Annotated in this window: 22 protein-coding genes and 2 pseudogenes; 9 read left to right on the top strand and 15 right to left on the bottom strand. The window is 67.7% G+C overall.

Annotated elements, in window-relative coordinates:
- The 4 genes and pseudogenes from I73_RS27735 to I73_RS12790 all read right to left on the bottom strand — a co-directional run.
- Positions 1-267, bottom strand: a pseudogene (locus I73_RS27735) (hypothetical protein); the annotation flags it as partial.
- Between the two features lie 29 nt (positions 268-296).
- Positions 297-1,037, bottom strand: a complete 741-nt coding sequence (locus tag I73_RS12780; protein ID WP_022980969.1) for a c-type cytochrome — start codon at positions 1,035-1,037, stop codon at positions 297-299.
- A gap of 145 nt (positions 1,038-1,182) precedes the next feature.
- Positions 1,183-2,451: an HD-GYP domain-containing protein gene (locus I73_RS12785; protein ID WP_026096673.1), complete on the bottom strand. Its 1,269-nt coding sequence runs from the start codon at positions 2,449-2,451 to the stop codon at positions 1,183-1,185.
- A 74-nt stretch (positions 2,452-2,525) separates the two neighbouring features.
- Positions 2,526-3,227 (bottom strand): pirin family protein, encoded by a 702-nt coding sequence (locus I73_RS12790; RefSeq protein WP_022980971.1) that lies wholly within the window; start codon positions 3,225-3,227, stop codon positions 2,526-2,528.
- A 114-nt stretch (positions 3,228-3,341) separates the two neighbouring features.
- Between I73_RS12790 and I73_RS12795 the strand changes: the two genes are divergently transcribed.
- The 4 genes and pseudogenes from I73_RS12795 to I73_RS33970 all read left to right on the top strand — a co-directional run bounded on the left by I73_RS12795 (position 3,342) and on the right by I73_RS33970 (position 6,016).
- Entirely contained in the window at positions 3,342-4,349 is a 1,008-nt protein-coding gene (locus I73_RS12795) for a LysR substrate-binding domain-containing protein (RefSeq protein ID WP_022980972.1), read from the top strand.
- Positions 4,339-5,343 carry a tRNA glutamyl-Q(34) synthetase GluQRS gene (gluQRS, locus tag I73_RS27740; RefSeq protein ID WP_022980973.1) on the top strand — a complete coding sequence of 335 codons (1,005 nt, stop codon included), beginning with the start codon at positions 4,339-4,341 and terminating at the stop codon, positions 5,341-5,343. Before I73_RS12795 ends, gluQRS begins: the two co-directional genes overlap by 11 nt.
- A pseudogene (locus tag I73_RS33965) lies at positions 5,312-5,659 on the top strand (FKBP-type peptidyl-prolyl cis-trans isomerase); the annotation flags it as partial. The gene gluQRS and the pseudogene I73_RS33965, both read left to right, overlap by 32 nt.
- The gene (locus tag I73_RS33970) at positions 5,654-6,016 is read left to right on the top strand and encodes an FKBP-type peptidyl-prolyl cis-trans isomerase (RefSeq protein WP_231067831.1); all 363 of its coding nucleotides are present in this window, start codon (positions 5,654-5,656) and stop codon (positions 6,014-6,016) included. The pseudogene I73_RS33965 and the gene I73_RS33970, both read left to right, overlap by 6 nt.
- An 81-nt stretch (positions 6,017-6,097) precedes the next feature.
- On the opposite strand, the gene I73_RS12810 is transcribed toward I73_RS33970, so the two are convergent.
- From I73_RS12810 to I73_RS12835, 8 genes are all read right to left on the bottom strand, one after another.
- Entirely contained in the window at positions 6,098-6,367 is a 270-nt protein-coding gene (locus tag I73_RS12810; RefSeq protein ID WP_022980975.1) for a hypothetical protein, read from the bottom strand.
- Between the two features lie 44 nt (positions 6,368-6,411).
- Positions 6,412-6,681 (bottom strand): hypothetical protein, encoded by a 270-nt coding sequence (locus I73_RS32590; protein WP_148289789.1) that lies wholly within the window; start codon positions 6,679-6,681, stop codon positions 6,412-6,414.
- Between the two features lie 94 nt (positions 6,682-6,775).
- Positions 6,776-7,153, bottom strand: a complete 378-nt coding sequence (locus I73_RS12815) for a hypothetical protein (protein ID WP_148289790.1) — start codon at positions 7,151-7,153, stop codon at positions 6,776-6,778.
- A 194-nt stretch (positions 7,154-7,347) separates the two neighbouring features.
- The gene (locus I73_RS32595) at positions 7,348-8,160 is read right to left on the bottom strand and encodes a hypothetical protein (RefSeq protein ID WP_148289791.1); all 813 of its coding nucleotides are present in this window, start codon (positions 8,158-8,160) and stop codon (positions 7,348-7,350) included.
- 703 nt (positions 8,161-8,863) lie between these two features.
- Complete coding sequence (locus I73_RS12825; protein ID WP_040500340.1) at positions 8,864-9,289, bottom strand: hypothetical protein; 426 nt, start codon at positions 9,287-9,289, stop codon at positions 8,864-8,866.
- Between the two features lie 1,129 nt (positions 9,290-10,418).
- Positions 10,419-10,565, bottom strand: a complete 147-nt coding sequence (locus I73_RS33505) for a hypothetical protein (protein ID WP_170288850.1) — start codon at positions 10,563-10,565, stop codon at positions 10,419-10,421.
- A 63-nt stretch (positions 10,566-10,628) separates the two neighbouring features.
- On the bottom strand, positions 10,629-10,781 hold the full coding sequence (locus I73_RS33510) for a hypothetical protein (RefSeq protein ID WP_199899056.1): 153 nt from the start codon (positions 10,779-10,781) through the stop codon (positions 10,629-10,631).
- 111 nt (positions 10,782-10,892) lie between these two features.
- A complete protein-coding gene (locus tag I73_RS12835) occupies positions 10,893-12,758 on the bottom strand; it encodes a gamma-glutamyltransferase family protein (RefSeq protein WP_083876706.1) in 1,866 nt (621 codons plus the stop codon).
- Between the two features lie 112 nt (positions 12,759-12,870).
- On the opposite strand from I73_RS12835, the gene I73_RS12840 reads away from it, so the two are divergent.
- Positions 12,871-13,407, top strand: a complete 537-nt coding sequence (locus tag I73_RS12840) for an NADPH-dependent FMN reductase (protein ID WP_022980980.1) — start codon at positions 12,871-12,873, stop codon at positions 13,405-13,407.
- Positions 13,408-13,413: 6 nt separating this feature from the next.
- On the opposite strand, the gene I73_RS12845 is transcribed toward I73_RS12840, so the two are convergent.
- On the bottom strand, positions 13,414-14,229 hold the full coding sequence (locus I73_RS12845; protein ID WP_022980981.1) for a helix-turn-helix domain-containing protein: 816 nt from the start codon (positions 14,227-14,229) through the stop codon (positions 13,414-13,416).
- A 58-nt stretch (positions 14,230-14,287) separates the two neighbouring features.
- Here I73_RS12845 and I73_RS12850 point away from each other — a divergent pair, with 58 nt between their 5' ends.
- The 3 genes from I73_RS12850 (at position 14,288) to I73_RS12860 (ending at position 16,731) form a co-directional block, all read left to right on the top strand.
- Positions 14,288-15,520 carry a YbfB/YjiJ family MFS transporter gene (locus I73_RS12850; protein WP_022980982.1) on the top strand — a complete coding sequence of 411 codons (1,233 nt, stop codon included), beginning with the start codon at positions 14,288-14,290 and terminating at the stop codon, positions 15,518-15,520.
- A gap of 92 nt (positions 15,521-15,612) precedes the next feature.
- The gene (locus tag I73_RS12855) at positions 15,613-16,065 is read left to right on the top strand and encodes a hypothetical protein (RefSeq protein WP_022980983.1); all 453 of its coding nucleotides are present in this window, start codon (positions 15,613-15,615) and stop codon (positions 16,063-16,065) included.
- Between the two features lie 228 nt (positions 16,066-16,293).
- Positions 16,294-16,731 (top strand): hypothetical protein, encoded by a 438-nt coding sequence (locus I73_RS12860; protein WP_022980984.1) that lies wholly within the window; start codon positions 16,294-16,296, stop codon positions 16,729-16,731.
- A gap of 34 nt (positions 16,732-16,765) precedes the next feature.
- On the opposite strand, the gene I73_RS12865 is transcribed toward I73_RS12860, so the two are convergent.
- Both I73_RS12865 and I73_RS12870 read right to left on the bottom strand, forming a co-directional pair.
- A complete protein-coding gene (locus I73_RS12865) occupies positions 16,766-17,857 on the bottom strand; it encodes a trypsin-like peptidase domain-containing protein (protein WP_022980985.1) in 1,092 nt (363 codons plus the stop codon).
- A 79-nt stretch (positions 17,858-17,936) separates the two neighbouring features.
- Complete coding sequence (locus I73_RS12870) at positions 17,937-18,365, bottom strand: Hsp20/alpha crystallin family protein (RefSeq protein WP_022980986.1); 429 nt, start codon at positions 18,363-18,365, stop codon at positions 17,937-17,939.
- Between the two features lie 231 nt (positions 18,366-18,596).
- Between I73_RS12870 and I73_RS12875 the strand changes: the two genes are divergently transcribed.
- Positions 18,597-19,429: APC family permease (locus tag I73_RS12875; RefSeq protein ID WP_022980987.1), on the top strand; the 833-nt coding region annotated here is incomplete at its 3' end.

Genomic DNA, 19,429 nt, shown 5'->3' on the forward strand with positions numbered 1-19,429 from the left:
ACGCAGGCCAGCTTGGTGGCCCACGTACTGCGGGGCCAGGGCCTTGGTGTTCAGAAAGATCGCCTGGCCCTGGCGCACCAGCGCGCCGAAGGCGTTGTTGGGCAGGCTGCTCTCGGCCGGCGGCTGGAACCAGGGGCTGCTGGCGGCCTTGGCGGGCGCCTGGGGCAACTGGGTCTGGTCGTCGCTGCGGGGGCTGGCGGCCTGGGCGCCCAGGCTGCTCAGCAGCAGCGCGGCCAGGGCGAAGGGGAAAGCGGAGATGGGCGTCATGGGGTCGTGTCCGGTGAAGGCAGGCGGCCTCAGCGCAGCCGGTGCTGGGTGTCGTCGAAGGGCTCGCTGGAATCGCCCAGGCTGCCGAAGTACTCGGCCACGGCCTTCATCTCGGCCGGGCTGAGGCTGGCGGCGATGTGCTGCATCAGCCCGTTCGGGTCGTTCTGCCGGCTGGGCGGCACGGCGGCCACGGCCTTGGTCTTGCCGTGGGCCTTGACGGCCGGCGTGCCGCGCCAGGCCTTGAGCTGGTTCTCGATGTAGACCGCGCCCTGCCCGGCCAGCGGAGGAAAGGACGGATCCACCCCCACCCCACCGGGCCCGTGGCACAGCGTGCATTCGGGAATGCTGCGGTCCCAGGCGCCACGCAGGGCGATCCAGGCGCCGCTGCCCTCGGGCGGCACCCCCACCGGCTGCGGAGCCACGTTCACCCGCGGGCGGGCGGCGTAGGCGCTGGCCAGGGCATCGATCTCCTCCTCGGTCAGCGCGGTAGCGATGGGCTGCATCACCCCGTTCTGGCGCCGGCCGGCCTTGAAGTCGTGCAGCTGCTTGCGGATGTAGTCGGCCGGCAAGCCGGCCAGGCGCGGAAAGCCGGCCGCGGCCATGCCCTTGCCGTCCGGCGCGTGGCAGCTGATGCAGGGCAGGGCCACCGGGTTGGCGCCGCCCTTCTGCATGAGGGTGTCGCCATCGGGGGCGGCCTGGCTGGTCAGACTCGTCAGCAGCAGCAGACCGGCCAGCGGCCAGGCCCGGGCGCGCGGAATCGGGAGGTGCATGGGATGTCCTTCAGTGGGGCGCGGGCCGCCAGCGCGGCCGTCGGGCATGCTAGCCAGCGCCCTCCGGCATGCCGATCCGGGCTTTTCCGTGAGGGATTCCTGAACCCGAACGCGTGCACGAAATCGGCCGCCGAAGCCCCCAGGCTCAAGCGCCCAGCCACTGCGCCTCGAGGTCGGCAAAGCGCCAGCCCTCGGGCGATTCCAGGTCGGCGATGCGGTCCGCGCAGCCGGGCTTGGCCAGGTCCAGCACATAAGGGTCGATGCGCCGGTGCAGGGCCAGGCTGAAGAACACCCGGACCTTGGGCGTGAGCAGCGACCCCTGGCCCTGGGCCGTCACCACACCCAGCAGTTCCGAGCGCAGGCGCACCAGGGCCCCCACCGGATAGATGCCCACCGCCTTCACGAAGTGCTGCATCAGCGTGGGGTCGTACAGACCCTTGGACCGCGCCATGCGCCGCATGGCTTCGCCCGGGTCCCAGGCCTCGCGGTAGGGGCGCTGGGAGGTCACCGCGTCATAGACATCGCAGATGGCGGCCATGCGCGCGATCAGGGGGATGTCCTCGCCCTGCAGGGCGCCGGGGTAACCGCTGCCGTTGAGCCGCTCGTGGTGGTGCAGGCAGGCCTGCAGCACGCGCGCGTCGTAGCCGCCTTCGGCACGCAGCAGCTCGTAGCCGCGCTGGACATGGGTGCGCATGACGGCCCGCTCGTCTTCGGACAGCGTGCCCGCGCGCTGCACCAGGTCGTCCGGCAGCGTGGCCTTGCCCACATCCAGCAGCAGGCCGGCCAGCGCCGCCTGCCGGATGTCCGGCTCGGCCCAGCCCAGCTGACGGGCCAGACCGGCCATCAGCGCGCACACGGCCACCGCGTGCAGATAGGTGTAGTCGGACACCGACTTCAGCCGGGCAATGCTGATGAGCGCGTGGGGCCGGCGGGTGACCGACTGCACCACCTCCTCCACCAGGCCCAGGCACTGCCCGGCATCCAGCGCATGGCCCAGGCGGGCGGCGCCGTAAAGGTCCATGGCCTGGCGCACCGCCTGCCGGCTGAGGGCCGCCGCCTCCTGGAAGGTGGGGCCGGCCAGGGCCAGGGCGGGGTGGGCGTCCGGCAGCGGCAGGACGATGGGCTCGTCCATCGGCGGCAGCGCCGGTGCAGGCGATGCAGGCGGTGCCTCGCCGGCCACATCCTCGCTGGCCAGAGGCCCCTCTGCCGCCGGCGGCTCCGCGGGCATCACGTCCAGCCCGCGGTCGGTATCGATGACGATGCCCGACAGGTCCAGCGAGCGGAGCTTCTCCAGGTCGCGGGCATCGCGCAGCAGAAACTGCCGCCGCCAGAACGGGTGCGACAGCCAGGCACCCGAGAACTGATGGATGAACATGCCCAGCCGCAGCTGGTCGGTACGGATCGTCTTCAGCACGCCTGCAAGCATGCCATGGCCCGGCGGCCTGACGGCAACCGGGCCCACCCGGATCTCCCCGGGCCTGCGGAGGATCAAGCCTCCAGGTCGAAGACCAGCACCTCGGCGCCCTCGCCGCCGGAAATCTCCAGCCGCGTTTCACCGCTCAGCGCCAGGGCGTCGCCCGCCTGCAGCGCATGGCCGTTGACGGTCAGCGTGCCACGGGCCAGGTGCACCCAGGCCTTGCGCGCCGGGTCCAGCGTCAGCTCGGCGGACTCATCACCATCGAACAGGCCGGCCCGCAGGCTGGCGTTGGCATGCAGCGTCACCGAGCCCTCGCGCCCGTCGGGCGAGGCCACCAGCCGCAGCCGGCCGCGCTTGTCCTCCGCGGAAAAAGCCTTCTGCTCGTAGCCCGGGGTGTGGCCCAGGCGGTCGGGCAGCAGCCAGATCTGCAGGAAGTGCGTGGTCTGCCCTTCGGCATGGTTGAACTCGCTGTGCCGCACCCCGGTGCCGGCCGTCATGCGCTGCACCTCGCCCGGGCGGATGGCCGTGCCATTGCCCATGCTGTCCTTGTGCGCCAGCTCGCCGTCCAGCACATAGCTGACGATCTCCATGTCGCGGTGGCCGTGGGTGCCGAAACCGGTGCCCGGAGCCACCCGGTCCTCGTTGATCACCCGCAGGTTGCCGAAGCCCATGTGGGCCGGGTCGTAATAGTCGGCAAACGAGAAGGTGTGGAAGCTGCGGAGCCAGCCGTGGTCGGCCAGGCCCCGTTCGCCGGACTTGCGCAGAGTGATCATGGTGTGCCTCCTGTGGGGATGTGAATGGAACCGTGTGCAACCAATGTAGGAGCGCCCCCCTGGATGGCCATGTCCCCGGGCTTGAAGCGATCTTTCAAATAACATGAACCTCTTATGCCCGACAGCCGCCACGCCCTCACCCCCGACGCCCTCGCGATGATGGACACCATCGCCCGCACCGGCAGCTTTGCCGCCGCGGCCCGCGAACTGGGCAAAGTGCCCTCGGCCCTCACCTACAGCGTGCGCCAGCTGGAAGACGCCCTGGACGTGCTGCTGTTTGATCGCCGCTCGCGCCAGGCCCGGCTGACCGCCGCGGGCGAGGAACTGCTGCAGGAAGGCCGGCGCCTGCTGGCCCAGATGGACGCGGTGGCCAACCGGGTGCGGCGCGTGGCCACCGGCTGGGAGACCCAGCTGACCATCGCCGCGGACGACGTGCTGTCACGCCGCACCCTGCTGGAGCTGTGCGAGGCCTTCTACGCCATCCGGCCGCAGGGCGGCAGCGAAGGCACCGGCACCCGGCTGCGCCTGCGCGCCGAAGTGCTGGCCGGCACCTGGGAGGCCCTGCAATCGGGTCAGGCCGATCTGGCCATCGGCGTGCCTTTCGACGCGGTGCTGCCTCCGGGCTTCGAGATGCGCTCGCTGGGCAAGCTGGACTTCGTCTTCGTGATGGCACCGCACCACCCCCTGGCCAGCCGGGACGAGGCGCTGACCGACGCCGAGTTGCTGCACCACCGAGCCATCGCCGTGGCCGATTCGGCCCAGCGTGTCTCGCCCATCACCGTCAACCTGCTGCCGGGCCAGGACGTGCTGACCGTGCCCACCATGCAGATGAAGATCGACGCCCTGCTGCGCTGCCTGGGCTGCGGCTTCGTGCCCGAGCCCATGGTGCGCGACCACCTGGCCCTGGGCCACTTGGTGCAGCGCGAGGTGCGCCGCGCCCGCCGCGAAACCACCCTGGCCTATGCCTGGCGCAGCGCCGCCGTGGGCCAGCCCCGCCAGGCCCCGCGTGGCCTGGCCCTGCAATGGTGGCTGCAGCAGCTGGAAAGCCCCGCCACCCGCCAGGCCCTGCTGAGCCTGCCCAGCGGCCTGCCTTGCGCGGAATCTGCCGCAAATGGCCACTGAAACAGCGCTTCCCAGCGCCCGGCCCAGTCAGCGGATCGGCCGCTTCGCCCCCTCCCCCACCGGCCTGCTGCATGCCGGCTCCCTGGTGGCCGCGCTGGCCAGCTGGCTGGACGCCCGCGCCCAAGGCGGCCTGTGGCGGGTGCGCATCGAGGATGTGGACACCCCGCGCTGCCTGCCCGGCGCTGGCGAAGAGATCCTGCGGCAACTGACCTGCTGCGGCCTGCAACCCGATGGTGAGGTGTGGTGGCAATCGCGCCGGGGCGAAGCCTATGCCGCCGCGCTGCAGCGCCTGGTGGATGCCGACCAAGCCTACCCCTGCGGCTGCAGCCGCAAGGAGATCGCCCAGGCCCAGGCCGCCCTGGGCCACGGCCATGAACGGCATGGCGAGCTGGTGTACCCCGGCACCTGCCGCCACGGCCTGCAGGGCAAGCCCGCGCGGGCCTGGCGCCTGCGCACCGACGCCCCGGACGGCGGCGACCTGCACATCGACTGGACCGACCGGCGCCTGGGCCCGCAAACCCAGAACCTGACCCAAGCCGTGGGCGACTTCGTGCTCAAGCGGGCCGACGGCCTGTGGGCCTACCAGCTGGCGGTGGTGGTGGACGACGCCGACCAGGGCATCACCGACGTGGTGCGCGGCGAGGACCTGGCCGACAACACCCCGCGGCAGATCCACCTGCAGCGCCTGCTGGGCCTGCCCACCCCGCGCTACCTGCACACCCCGCTGGTGCTGGCGGCCGACGGGCAGAAGCTTTCCAAACAGAACGGCGCCACGCCGCTGGACCTGCGCGACCCGCTGGCCGCCCTGCGGCAGGCCGGCCAGGCCCTGGGCCTGCCCGCCGACCTGCCCGGCACCCGCCTGGCGGACTGGCTGGCCGCCGCCGTGCCCGCCTGGGCCGCACGCTGGCCCACGGACGGTGGCATGATCCCGCCTTTCCGAGATTCGAGAAGAAAGACCGCCCATGAGCTCCCTCCCCCAAGGCCTGCAGATTGACGACCTGGTGACCGGTGACGGCGCCGAAGCCCGTGCCGGCCAGAGCGTGACCGTGCACTACACCGGCTGGCTGCACGACCCCACCGCCCCCAACAACCGCGGTGCCAAGTTCGATTCCAGCAAGGACCGCGACGAACCCTTCGAGTTCGACCTGGGCGCCGGCATGGTCATCCAGGGCTGGGACCTGGGCGTGCAAGGCATGAAGGTGGGCGGCAAGCGCGTGCTGACCATCGCCCCCGAGCTGGGCTACGGCGCCCGTGGCGCCGGCGGCGTCATCCCCCCCAACGCCACCCTGGTGTTCGAAGTGGAACTGCTGCCCACGCCCGAACTGCCGCCCCTGCAGATCACCGACGTGACCGAAGGCAGCGGCGACGAAGCCCGCGCCGGCCGCCCGGTCACCGTGCACTACACCGGCTGGCTGTTCGACCCCAGCGCCGCCGATGGCCGCGGCGCCAAGTTCGATTCCAGCAAGGACCGCAACGAGCCCTTCCGCTTCCACCTGGGCCGCGGCATGGTCATCCGCGGCTGGGACGACGGCGTGCAAGGCATGAAAGTGGGCGGCACCCGCCTGCTGCTGATCCCGCCGCACCTGGGCTACGGCCCGCGCGGCGCCGGCGGCGTCATCCCCCCCAACGCCACCCTGCTGTTCGAAGTGGAACTGCTGGGCGCCTGATCGGGCCCCTTCAGCTTCCTGAGCCGTGCGGCGGCTCAGCCTCAGCGGCCACCCTCGGGTGGCCGTTGTGCCTTCTGGCGTTCAGGGGTCCCGCGTCGGGACCCGCGCCTGCTGCAGCTTGTCCAGCAGCGCCGCCTGCTCTGCAGGCGTGTTGACAGGGCACCGCGTGAAGGTGGCCCCATCAAGTTTGACGTCCGCAAACAGGCCGGCAGGGTCTTCGTGGAAGTGGAGAAAGGCCGCCCCTCGCCGGTAAAAGACGCCCGGCCTGCGTTCCACCAAATCGCCCGCCTGACGGATTCCTTCCAGCAGTGGCAGCAGTGCCGCCAGAACATCAGGGCTGGCATGTTTCATGGCAGATGGAGCAGAGCGGTGAGCATGTCAAGGCATCAGAAACGTCAGCGTCGATGTGCCCGCGATTTGATTCGCTTCACTGCTCGCTCAATGCACCAACCAACGGCATACCACTGAACGCTGCCCGCGACAATGATGAATGGGCCTAGGTCGGCACCCATCAGATCACCAATAAACAGGCCCGGTAACGAGGCTGGAAAGCAAATCATGAAGACAAAAAGTCCGCCCCAGCTACCCTCATAGTGCTGACACAGCACGCTAATGCATGCCAGCAAGCATGCAACAGCGAGGAATAGCCCGAACAGGCTGGTCATCGATTTCATCACCAAGAGTCGCATGATAGCAGCAATGGTGTACGCCCTACCATTTTTCAGCATCCTTGCGGCGCGCAAAATGATTTATCACTTCTCACGGCAACAATACAAACCACTGCCAGTACCCAATCACGACCACCGCAATCCAAATTGGTAGCTCGTGCCAGAATGGCTGGTATTGAAGCCCTACCAACGTTGTGAGCGTTCCGAAACCCACACCAACCACCACCATAGCGAGCGAGCCAACCGGAAAAGCAAGTACCAGCAGAAACCAAGTAAATGCGACCGGCATGTCATGAATGGCCCGTTGCTCGTAGCCAAAGACAAGGACCGCTACGCAAGCCAGCAACCACGCCATGGCCAGCAGCCTGCCGAGCCAAGTCTTGGGAGCCATTTGATGGATAAAGCGAGGTTGAGAATACGTGATTAATTCAAGGGCGGAAAAACAGTTGCCGGTTAACGAATGGGTCACTCGCGTGCGTCCTTCATCGGGGTCCGTGGCATACACCGCCACACGAATGACCGTTTTTAGTTTGGCCAGTCTGTACCTTGTTTTTCCCATCACCTGATCGAAGCTCGACTGGTATCAGAAATCCACAAAAAAACTGACCCACTGCGCGGGTCTAGGGATTCGTTTTGCTCGACGGACTGGGGAAGCCCCTGCAGTTAGGCGGCGCTGTCCCCATTGCCGGCTGCAGGGCCTTCAGGTACTGGCTCGCAGACTGCAATAAGTGCGCGTCGTGCTCGCGCGAGCGCAGCAAGCGCTCGCGGGCGCCATTCCTTCTCCTCGGATTCATAGCGACTCGAAAGTGCGTCATCAAGTTCACCGAGCGCCTGGTTGACCTGATAGAAGTCATAAGACTTCGCATCTTCCTTGAAAAGGAAATCGCGCAAAGAGGCTTGGTACGATCGATCTTCTCCACGAGATTGCGCGCCTTCCAGTTCTCGGCGCACAGCATTAAGCGCGCGAAGGAAAGCTACTGGGCTGTCAATGTTAGGCTTCTTGTCGGCCTCCAAAAACCGGTATGCCTTGTCCGCATTCATCGCTAGCATTGACAACTCATCCTCAAGACGGAAGATTGCGTCCAGAGGTAGGGACGCTTGCGCCGGAACAGTCGCGGGCGAAGGAGTTTCTGCGTCTCGGGCGACGAAGGGCCAGAGGCGGGCACTCGAATATCTCGCTTTCGCAAGCAACACCGCGATAGTCACTGTTGCGGCCAGAATGCCGAGAACGAGTGTGTGGAGTAGCACCCCAGGTGTAGAGGGCTGAGACTCTGTCCTTCTGGGGGAGGCTTGAGATGCTGCCAGGCGGCTATCCCGCTCGCGTATCTCTCGCCGAAGCTGTTCGACCTGAACTTCCAATCGGGAGATCGATTCATCGGCGGCGGTTCGAGATCCGGTTGCATAGAGTGCAACGAGTTTTTCAACAGCGACTTGGCTTGTGGTGCTTGTTGCAGAGCGCTGGACCACAAAGAACATGAGCGCTGCGACGACTGCGACTCCGACTAACCAAACTGCCCAAGGTGCAGCTGACTTCGCTGCGGGCGATCTTGCAACAAGCACGATGAGGGCCGCAAATACGGCGAAGATGGCAACGACAGACCAAACTAGCCATCGACTGCCAGACTTCACCTCTGCCTCTAGGATGTCCTTGATCTTGAACTTAAACGAGTCCGCCGACTCGGCCTGCCCGCTATCCGAGGTCCTAGCGGTGTTGGTCGGCGGTTCAGCCCTTTGAGGCTGTGGCGGCGTCTTGTCTGATGGTGCTGAAGCCGTGGCCGAAGCGGACGAAAGGACCGGAGCACATATTTGAACTACGGCCGCCGGGTTGGCTGGTTGGGCGCTTGGAGTTGGTAAGGTACGCGGCCCGACCTTCGGTGGAGCCGGAGGGCAACTCGACGAGCTAGCGGCTATCGCCGGTTTGCCTTGCAGTTGGTCGATGGTATCTGCGGCACCAGCAGACGAAAGCAATGTAAGAGCCAGGGAGAGTGTGACGACAACAGTCCGCATTTAAGGCCTCCCGAAGTCCAGAGGTGAATTGAAGCGCCGCGGGTCGGCGATAGGATGTGCCTGCGCCGCATAACGTTTAAGCTAACCGGCCTGCGACGGCAGGGCGCCGAAGGGCCAGAATGAAATGGGGCCCGCAGGCGGCGTGCCGTCGCGGGTCCGGTTGAGCGAATGGTTAGAGCGCTGGTTGATGGCGCACCCACCCACGTGAAGAGAACGCTTTGAATACGAGCATGACTATGCCGACATATACATAGCCAACCAATAGGGAGTAGGCCGCAATCGGAAGGAGTGCCTCCCAGATACCGACAAGATCTGGGTTCTCGATTTGTGCAATGTAGCTCTGGATCAGCCATCCAGTGGCAACGAAGGGCAGGAACAACAATGGGGCTGCATAAGCCAGCGCCTCCATCCGCTCTTGAGTCTTGAGTCGGCCGAGGGCATAGAAGAGCACAGCGGCGAAGACAACGTATTGGATGCCGCCAAACCCGAGTGACAGAAAAATAATGGCAGAGACAGCTTCGCTGCCGAGTGGTAGCGCCAGTAGTGGCACCACCAATGGGGCAGCAAGCGCAATTCGGAAGAAGGCGACGGTTCTCAAAGCGCTCTAACGAGGTTGTAGAAAAAGTCCGATCACAAAGAACCACCCAAAATCCAGGGGTCTCTCACCCCTTGCCCAGCCGTCGATCGGCGATCCTGGATCGATCTGAGCGGTCGATTTTTCAGCCCAAGCATCTAATCAGCGCTCCAGAGGGTTTTGCTACAGCCTCAACGTTTGACTTAAGCGGCCAGCCGAAGGCTGGTCCGCTTGAAGGATGGGTTGGGCAGCATATAGATGGCGTGCTTCATTCTGGCCACAGAGTTGAACAAGGTGTTCCTGCATACATAATGGCATCGTCTTTCGTGGCGACCAGCGTTCCATCCGGCTTTACGCGCCATAGAAAGTGATTGAACGGACAGAGCCATGTATTCTCAGATATGCGCTCAAGCTCAGATCCGTCATTCCCGCCAAGACGCTTTCCATCGGGGTCAAGGCAGCGAGAGACAATGTAGGCTTGCTCTCCAACATACTCGATGTTACGTGTGCAATTAACGGGCGGCTCCGTGAGCCTCCACGTCTGTACAACGACACGCTCCTCGATCGGTGGAAGAATTACCAGACCAAACATTTTTTTAGCCAAGATAAGCTACGTCATACGATACGACATTCGTCGCTCTCGCTCTGCTGCCCAACTAGTTATCGACCCCACCTTGCGCCACCAAACCCCTGGCTTCTCCCGAACATCCCTGGGGTGAGGTCCGGCAAGTGACTGAGCCGACTGAATTTTTCGACAATTCAGGCCAGCTTAGCACTTTGTAACAGCACGACAAATGGCTCGTCGTAACAAGCAGAGCCAGATTCCTCAAGATGATGGATACCCGGCCTCACTCCCCCTCCATCCTCCTCCCGCCGTGGGTCGGCCGCGCCAAACCAGCGGGTTGAACTGGCCGGCTTCCAGCACGGCGGAGCCGTTGAAGCTGCCGAAATGGGGCAGGTTGGCGGCCTGTTGCGCGTCCAGCCCCACACCTGGGTGGCCAGCGGCAGTTTGCTGACGTGATCATGGGGCGCGGGCCGATGAGCGTGGCGCGCTGATGCAGGTGGGCGGGGCTTGCTGCTGATACCGCCGTGCCCGCATACCGACGCTCTGCCGGTCAGAAGCGGGCCGAGTCTTCGTGAAGATGAAGACCGGCTATTTGGTCTTGAGCTTTCCCTTGGGCAGAACCGTTGTCGTTGGCGCGATGGGTCGTGTGGAGACCGCCGTTGAATCCTTGGGGGCGCTGGTGTCCTTCTTAGGCTTCTTCGCCATCTTGTTGCTGCGCTGTTCGCCCTTGGGCATGGTGTTCTCCTTGTGCCGGCTCTGCTTTGCCGTGGTTGAAATGGGCCCCGCGCTGGCGTGCCCTCACACAGGCGTCTGGCACTCAGGCGTCAGAGGGGTGTCTGCTTCTGGCGCCAGCGGCGCTGGTTGTGCCTTGCGCTGAGCCTTTTCCGCCTTCTTGAGCTTTTTCTGTTGCTCGCGTTGGCGCTTTTCGAACTGGTAGTTGGGCTTGGCCATGAGGCATGCTTTCTGACGGTTGGAGACTCACCTTAACACCAGCCGTGCGCATGGCGGAATTGCGCGGGGCGCTGCAGTGGAGGGAGTGTTCGAGCGCCGTCCGGATGCCCCTCACTCCCCCTCCACCGCCCCCTCCCGCCGCGGGTCGGCCGCGCCAAACCAGCGGCCCTCGCGCCGCTGCAGCAGTTGGGCGCCGCTGTTGAGTTCCATCTCGCGCACTTCGTGGCCCAGGGTTTTCAGGCCGGCGGTGGTGTCGGGGCCGAATTGGCCCGCCTCCAGCACGGTGGGGCCGTTGAAGCTGCCGAAATTGGGCAGGTTGGCGGCCTGTTGCGCGTCCAGCCCCCACACCTGGGTGGCCAGTAGCAGCTTGGTCACGTAATGGATGATGGCCGCGCCGCCGGGGGAGCCCAGGGTCATCAGCAGTTGGCCGTTGTCGCGCTGGAAGACCAGCGTGGGGCTCATGCTGGAGCGGGGGCGCTTGCCGGGCTGCACGCGGTTGGCGGTGGGCCGGCCCTGGGCGTCGTCAGGGGCGAAGTTGAAGTCGGTCAGCTGGTTGTTGAGCAGGAAGCCGCCGGGCAGGCCGGTGCCGCCATCCACCAGCAGGCCGGTGCCGAAGGCGCTTTCCACCGTGGTGGTGAAGGCAATGGCCTGGCCCTGCGCGTCGACGATGCTGATGTGGCTGGTGCCGTGCTCGGGCTGCGGGGCGGCGGGCCCATAGGCCACGGTGGCACCGGGCGGCACGCCGGCGGTGGCGCTACCCATGGCGCGCGGGCCGATGAGGGTGGCGCGCTGCTGCAGGTAGGCCGGGTCCAGCAGGCTGGCCCAGCGGCCGGCCGGCGGCTTCACGAAGGCCGGGTCGCCCACGTAGAGGGCGCGGTCGGCAAAGGCCAGGTTGGCGGCCTCGGTGTAGCGGTGCAGCGTCTCCACCGTGGGCCGGCCGTCCTTCAGCGCAGGGCCGCTGGCCGGGGGCAGCGCGTCCAGCAGGGTCAGGATCTGAGCGATGGCGATCTCGCCCGACGAGGGCGGCGGCATGCCGCAGACGCGCAGGGCGCGCCAGTCGGCGCACAGGGCCTCGCGCTGGACGGGCCGGTAGGCGGCCAGGTCGGCCTCGGTCAGCAGGCCGGGGTTGCCGGGGTAGCTGCGCACCTTGGCCACGATGCTGGCGGCCACCGGGCCGGTCAGCAGCGCGCGGCTGCCCTGCTGGGCGATGCGGCGCAGCACCTCGGCCAGCGCAGGGTTGCGCAGCACATGGCCCACCGGCCAGGGCTGCAGGGCCTGGCCGGCCACCTCGGGCTGGTAGTAGTAAGCCCGGGCGGCCGGGTCGGCCTTCAGTACCTTGCTGTCCTGCAGCAGGCTGTACAGGCGCGGGCTGATGGCAAAGCCGGCGTCGGCCAATTGGATGGCGGGCTGGAACAGCCGGGCCCAGGGCAGGCGGCCATGGGCCCGGTGCACGGCTTCGAGCATGGCCACGGCGCCGGGCACGCCCACCGCCCGGCCGCCCTGCACCGCGTCGGCAAAGGCCATGGGCTGGCCGTCGGGTTTCAGGAACAGGCGTTCGGTGGCGGCGGCGGGCGCGGTCTCGCGGCCGTCCCAGGCCTCCAGGGCATGGCCATCCCACAGCAGCAGAAAGCCGCCGCCGCCAATGCCGCTGGATTGGGGCTCCACCAGGGCCAGCACCATCTGCACGGCCACCGCGGCGTCCACGGCCGAGCCGCCTGCGCGCAGCATCTCGGCCCCGGCCGCGGCGGCCAGCGGGTTGGCAGCCGCCACCGCCTGGTGGTCAAACCACCAGCCGGGCTTGGCCTGCCAGCCGGTGGCCAGTTCGGGCGCCACGCTGGCCAGTGGCGTGGCCACGGGGGCTTGCTGGCAGGCCGACAGCCCCCACAACCCCGACAGGACGGACAGCGACAGCGCCAGCCAGCGCCCCCGCCCGACAGGGCCGGGAACACGCAAAGACCACGGGGATGTTGGGCGCATGGTGCGGTCGCTCCAGAAGGGCATGGTGAGATGGAACCGGGTGGAGAATAGTCCGGAACCCTGGCCGTGCGCCTGGCACGGCCGCTTCCGCCCTCACACAGAAAGGAATCCCATGCCCACGTTCCTTGGCATCGCCGGCAGCCTGCGCCGCGCCTCCACCAACCGCGGCCTGCTGCGCGCTGCACAAGCCGCCCTGCCCGAGGGCGTGTCGATGGAGATCGCCGATCTGACGGACATCCCCTTCTACAACGCCGACATCACCGAGAAGCCGGCCAGCGTGCAGCGCGTGCTGGCCCAGATCGGCCAGGCCGACGCCCTGGTGCTGGCCTGCACCGAGTACAACTACTCGTTGGCCCCGGCGCTGAAGAACATCCTGGACTGGGCCTCGCGCGAGCCCCACAATGCCCTGCTGGCCGGCAAGCCCGTGGCCCTGATGGGCGCGGGTGGCGGCATGGGCAGCTCGCGGTCACAGTACCACATGCGCCAGGTCTGCGTGTTCCTGGACCTGCACCCGCTGAACAAGCCGGAGGTGTTCGCCAACGCCTTTGCCGGCGCCTTCGATGGCGAGGGCAACCTGGTGGACGAGAAGCTGCGTGGCCTGGTGGCCCAACAGATGACGGCCCTGAAGGCTGCCCTGCCCCAGGGCTGAGGCGCTTCAGCCAGCAGCCGCGCCTACCGCCTGCCGGTAGGCGCTGGGGCGCTGACCCATGGCCTGGTGGAACATGGCGGTGAAGGCAGAGGGGCTGGCATAGCCCAGCGCCAGGGCCACCTGGGTCACGTCCTGCCCACCCGCCAGCAGCTCCACCGCCTTGAACAGGCGCAAGCGCTGGCGCCAGGCGCGCAGGGTCATGCCGGTCTCGCGCTGGAAGCGCCGGCTCAGGGTGCGGCCGCTCTGGTGCAGCTGGGCAGCCCAGCTGTCCAGATCCCGCGGATCGGCCGGGTCGGCATAGAGCGCCTCGCACAGGGGCGCCAGGCAGGGTGAGTCCGGCCAGGGCAAGGCCGCCGGCAGCGGCTGCAGGCGGGCCAGGCGCGAGAGGATCAGAGCGAACAGGTGCTGGGCATCAGCGCCGCTGCGCTCCTCGGGCGAGAGGCTGCCGGCCTCCAGGATGAGCGAGCGCAGAAAGGGCGTGACCGCCACCAACGCGCACCGCCCCTGCGGCCCCGGCAAGGCCTCGGGCGCCACATACAGGCTGCGGAATTCCGCCCCCAGCAGGGAGCCGGTGCGGTGCGGCAGCCCGGCCGGCACCCACACCGCCTGCTGGGGCGCGATGACGAAGCACTGGCCGGCGGCGGTCACCGTCAGCACCCCGGTGCTGGCATAGACGAACTGGTGCCAGGGGTGGGTGTGCTCGGCAAAGAAGCCGCGTGCCGGCAGCGACTGCACCCGCAGCGCCAACGGGCAGGGCTCCTCCTGCTCTTCCGGGCGCTGCAGGGGCTGCCAGGGTTCGGGGGCTGCGGTTTGTCGTTTCATCGACAGCCATTGTCCTTCCGTCGACAGACAGACAGGCCTGGAGTTTTCAGAATGGGGCATGGACACGGCGGCCCCTCGGACCCATTCCCCCCACGCCCCGCGCGAGCTGCAGCCCTGGCAGGTGCTGGCCGCGGGCGTGTGCGCCCTGCTGCTCACCGTGGGGCTGGCCCGCTTTGCCTACACCCCGCTGCTGCCCGTCATGCAGGACCAGGCCGGCCTGAGCGCCGCGGCCGGGGGCTGGCTGGCCTCGTGGAACTACGCGGGCTACATGGCGGGCTGCTGGGTGGCCACCTGGCTGCACCAGCCGCGCCTGCGCTTTGCGGCCTATCGGCTGTGCCTGGTGGCCGGGGTCATCGGCACGGCCGGCATGGGGCTGACGCAGACGCTGTGGGTCTGGGGTCTGCTGCGCTTCATCGCCGGTGTGGCGGCGGTGGGCGGCATGCTGCTGGGCTCGGGCATGGTGCTGGCGTGGCTGGTCACCCACGGGCGCCGGCCGGAGCTGGGCATCCACTTCATCGGCCTGGGCCTGGGCCTGGCCGTGTCGGGCGTGGCCGCCATGCTGATGGCCCACCACCTGGACTGGGCCGCCCAATGGCAGGCGCTGGGCCTGCTGACCGTGCTGCTGGCCGTGCCGGCCTGGCACTGGATGCCGGCCCCGGCGCCCAAGCCCGCCACCGCAGCGCCTGCGGCCGCCGCGGGCCCTGCTGCGGCCACCACGCCCCGCCTGGGCTTGCTGCTGCCGGCGGCCTACTTCTGTGCGGGCGTGGGTTATGTGATCAGCGCCACCTTCCTGGTGGCCATCGTCGTGCGGCAACCCGGCATGGCCGGCGGGGGCAACCTGACCTGGGTGGTGGTGGGCCTGGCCGCGGCGCCGGCCGTCCTCTGGTGGGACCGCCTGGCCCGCCGCGCGGGCGATGTGCGCGCCCTGCTCGCGGCCTATGCGGTGCAGATCGTCTCCTTCCTGCTGCCGCTGTTCTTCGAGGGCCTGGCCGCCGCCCTGCTGGGCGCCGTGCTGTACGGGGCCACCTTCATCGGCATCGTGGGGCTGACGCTGGCCTATGTGGGCCGCCACGAGCCCGCCAACCCGGCGCGCGCCATGGCCCGGCTGACGCTGAGCTACGGCGCCGGCCAGATCCTGGCGCCGGCGGTGGCCGGGCAGATCGCCCAACACACCGGCAGCTACCAGGGCGCGCTGTGGATGGCCGCCACCGTGATGGCCCTGGGCATGGTGCTGCTGGGGCTGCTGGACCGCCAGCAGCGGCGTCTGGCGGCCGAACGCGCCGCTGTCTGACAGACAGGCGCCGACCGACGCGCATACTCAGAGGTCCCCAATCGCCCCGGATCACGCCAGATGGCGCCGGGGCTGACGACGAAAGGACCCCCATGAAGATCCGCACCCTGGCCTTGTTGATCGCCCTCATCCTGCTGGGTCTGTTCTGCGCGTTGAACTGGCAGGCGCTGAGCGCACCATCGGCCCTCTCCCTGGGCCTGGTGCAGGTGCAGGCCCCGCTGGGGCTGATCCTGCTGGGCGCCACGGTGGTGATCTCCGGCCTGTTCCTGTTCTACATCGTCGCGCAGCAGGCCCATCTGCTGATGGAATCGCGCCGCTTCACCAAGGAACTGCAGGCCCAGCGCCAATTGGCCGACCAGGCCGAGGCCTCGCGCTTCACCGAACTGCAGACCCGGTTGGATGCGCTGGTGACCCGGCTGGAGCAGGGCCATCAGCTTGCCGAGCAGCGCCTGCTGGCCCGTTCAGACGAGGCGGTGCGCGAGCTCAGCGCCCACCTGGCTGAAATGGAGGACAAGCTGGACCGTGCGCTGGCCCGCCTGGGCTGAACTGGCGCCGGGGAGGTGACCCGGCGGCGCTGGGATGCGGTTTCATCACACGGTATTCCTCGGGCACTAAAACGCTGGGCACGGGCGCGCAAGCTGCTGTACGGCGTGGCCCGAGCCCGCCTTCCCCTCGTGGCGCCCGCAGGCCGCATCCACCGAGGCTCGCATTTGTCCAAATCTAGAATGGAAGCTCGTTCCTCTTCCTCTACAGCCGACCCAGGAGACTGCACGATGACCAGAGACGCCGCCCCGCAAAGCACCTTGCTGCACCACGCTGCCGACGCCATGGCCCTCCCGATCCGCCTGGACGATGAGTTCGTGCTGCGCCTGCCGCAGGATCCGGACGAGCTCACCCTGGCCGAACTGGACGAGTTGCGCCAGTGGCTGGACGACACCCTGCGCGCCGACCGCCGCCACTATCTGGTGCTGGGCTCCTGCGCCCAGGATTCCCATGAGACGCGTTCCGAGGCGCTGACGCGCCTGACCGAGCGTCTGGTGGCCCTGGGCGTGGAGCCCGACACCATCCGCTGCACCCATGATGGGGTGAACCTGCCGCGCGGCGTGGATGCTGAGTTGCACCAGCGTGTGGTGCGCCTCAAGGCCGTGGAAGGTGCGCAGATGGCGCGCGCTTCCGTCCAGCCCATCAGCCAGCTCTTCCTGGCGGCCTGATCCCGGCGCCTGCCCGCTGCCGGGCAGGGCCGCCTCAATCCTCGGAGGCGGCCAGGGTCACCCGCTGCTGGCGCGTCTGACCGGCGCGCCAGAGCGTGACGGTGCAGCTGTCCCCCGGCTGCAGCTTCTCCAGCGCGGTGAGCATGTCATCCAGTGTGGCCACTGTCTCGCCGTTGATGGCGGTGATGACGTCGCCCTGCACCACCCCGCCGTCGCCCCGGCTGAAGGGTTTGAAGCCGGCCTGCGCAGCCGGTCCCTGGCGCTGCACCCGCACGATGGCGACACCCTTGGGCAGGCCCAGCGCACGGTTCCACTCGGGCGGCGCGGTGCTCACACCCAGGGCCGGCCGCACCATGCGACCGTCGCGGATCAGGCGCGGCACGATGCGGTTGACCTCGTCCACCGGAATAGCAAAGCCAATGCCCGCGCTGGCGCCGGATGGGCTGTAGATGGCGGTGTTGACACCGATGAGCCGGCCTGCGGAATCAAGCAGCGGGCCCCCGGAGTTGCCGGGGTTGATGGCGGCATCGGTCTGGATGGCGCCCTTGATCGGACGGCGCGTGACCGACTCGATCTCGCGGCCCAGCGCACTGATGATGCCGGTGGTGAGCGATTGATCCAGGCCGAAGGGATTGCCGATGGCATAGACCTTCTGCCCCACCAGCAGATCGCGGCTGGATCCGACCGGCACAGGCTTGAGCTTGGCCTCGGGTGCCTTGATGCGCAGCACGGCCAGGTCCCGGTCCGGGAAGGCGCCGACCAGCTCGGCCTTGTAGCTGGACTGGTCGGCCAGTGTCACCCGTGCGGCACTGGCGTCCTGGATGACGTGGAAATTGGTGACGATGTGGCCCTGCGCATCCCAGACAAAGCCAGTGCCGGTGCCCTGCGGCACCTGCTGCACATTCAGAGAGAAGAAGTCCCGCTCCAGACCCAGCGCGGTGATGTTGACCACCGAGGGTGAGACATTCTTGAAAACGGCGATGTTGTTCTGCTCTTCGGCGTCCAGGGCGCCGCGGGGCGCCACGGCGCGGGGCGTAGCGGCCGGTCGGGCCTGCGCCAGGGCCGGCGCACCGGCCAGCGACAGCATCAGCAGAAGGGAAAGCGTCTGGATCTGGACAAGGCGCATGGTGCGAAAAGCGTCGTGCGGAGGATGTTCAGCGCGCTGACAAGACGGCTGCGCGGGCCGGAGCCCGCGTCGCATCGTCTCAGTCGATCTGCAGCTTGCGCACGCCCTGCGTGGCCGCCTTCTTCGGCAGCGTCAGGGTCAGCACGCCCGCATCGTACTTGGCGCTGGCACGCGCCTCGTCGATGTCCACCGGCAACTGGAAGCTGCGAGAGACGGCGCCGAAATAGCGCTCGCTGCGCAGCACGCGTTCATCGCGCTTCTGCTCGTCGAGTTGCTTGACCTCGGCGCTCAGCGCCACCACCGGACCGTCGATGGTCACGTGGATGTCCTCCTTGGCCACGCCAGGCAGCTCGGCATGGACCACGAAGTTCTCGGCGTCCTCCCTCACGTCCACCTTGATCTGCTGCGGCAGTGGATCGCCATGCAGCGGACGGACGAAGAAACCGGGAGCCATGTCGCGGAAGAACTCATCGAACAGGCGGGTACGGCTCACAGGCAGATTGGGCATGTGTCTCTCCTTTCAAGACGGTCAGTTCCGGACGGCGTGCCGGGCCCGTGGGCGGCGGCACGCCTGCGTTCCGATACCCCCAAGCTGGTGACGCCTGGCCCTGCTTTCAAGACCCTCGTGCTGGCGACATGCAGCAGCAAGGTATCCACGTTCCCGGACCGGATAGACTGGGTCGCACACCCTTTCCGGCCCCACCCGACGGGCCGCCCAGTCACCGCAGCAGTTCCCGGCATGACGGACCCAGACAACGCACTCGCCCCCAGCCAAGCACCGCGCGGCTTCACCCGCTCGCTCTCCAACTTCGGGGTCATCATCCTGACCCTGTCCGTGCTGTCACCGGGCGTCTCGGTGCTGGTGTCAGGAAGTGCCATCGTGCAGGATGCCGGCACGGGCGTCGTCATGGCCTTCCTGCTGGGCGCACTGGTCTGTTACTGCCAGACGTCCATGGCTGCGGAGCTGGGGGCGGCCTACCCCACCGCCGGCTACGACTACGCGGCCCTGGGCCACGCCATCGGCGACTGGGCGGGGGCCACGGCCTACGTGTCCAGCATCCTGGCCTCGCCGCTGTTCCTGAGCACCTCGGTCAAGGGCATCGCCATCTACCTGGTGCCCTTCGGCATTCCACTGTCACCCAACGAGATCACGTTGATCACCGTGGGGCTGGTCGCCATCCTGGCCCTGCTGAACATTCGCGCCAACGAATACATCACCGGCATCTTCATGCTCATCGAGTTCGCGGCGCTGTTCCTCATTGCCGGCGTGGGTGCTGCGCATGCCCGCCCGGACGCCCTGCAAGCCATGCTGCACCCGATGCACATGAAGGAGGGGGTGTGGATGGCCGCGGGCATCGGCGTGGTGGGCATTGCGATCAACAACGCCTCCTGGGCGCTGGCCGGCTCCTCCCAGGCGCTGATGTTCAGCGAGGACATGAAGAATCCGCGCGCCATCGGGCGCATCATCATGATCGCCCTCGGCCTGACCATCCTGTCGGAGACCGCGCCGGTGCTGGGTGTGATCGCGGGGGCGCACGATCTGAAAGCGGTGCTCGGCAGCGAGTCCCCCTT

It is taken from the genome of Ideonella sp. B508-1, from assembly GCF_000333615.1.
Classification (GTDB): domain Bacteria; phylum Pseudomonadota; class Gammaproteobacteria; order Burkholderiales; family Burkholderiaceae_C; genus Ideonella.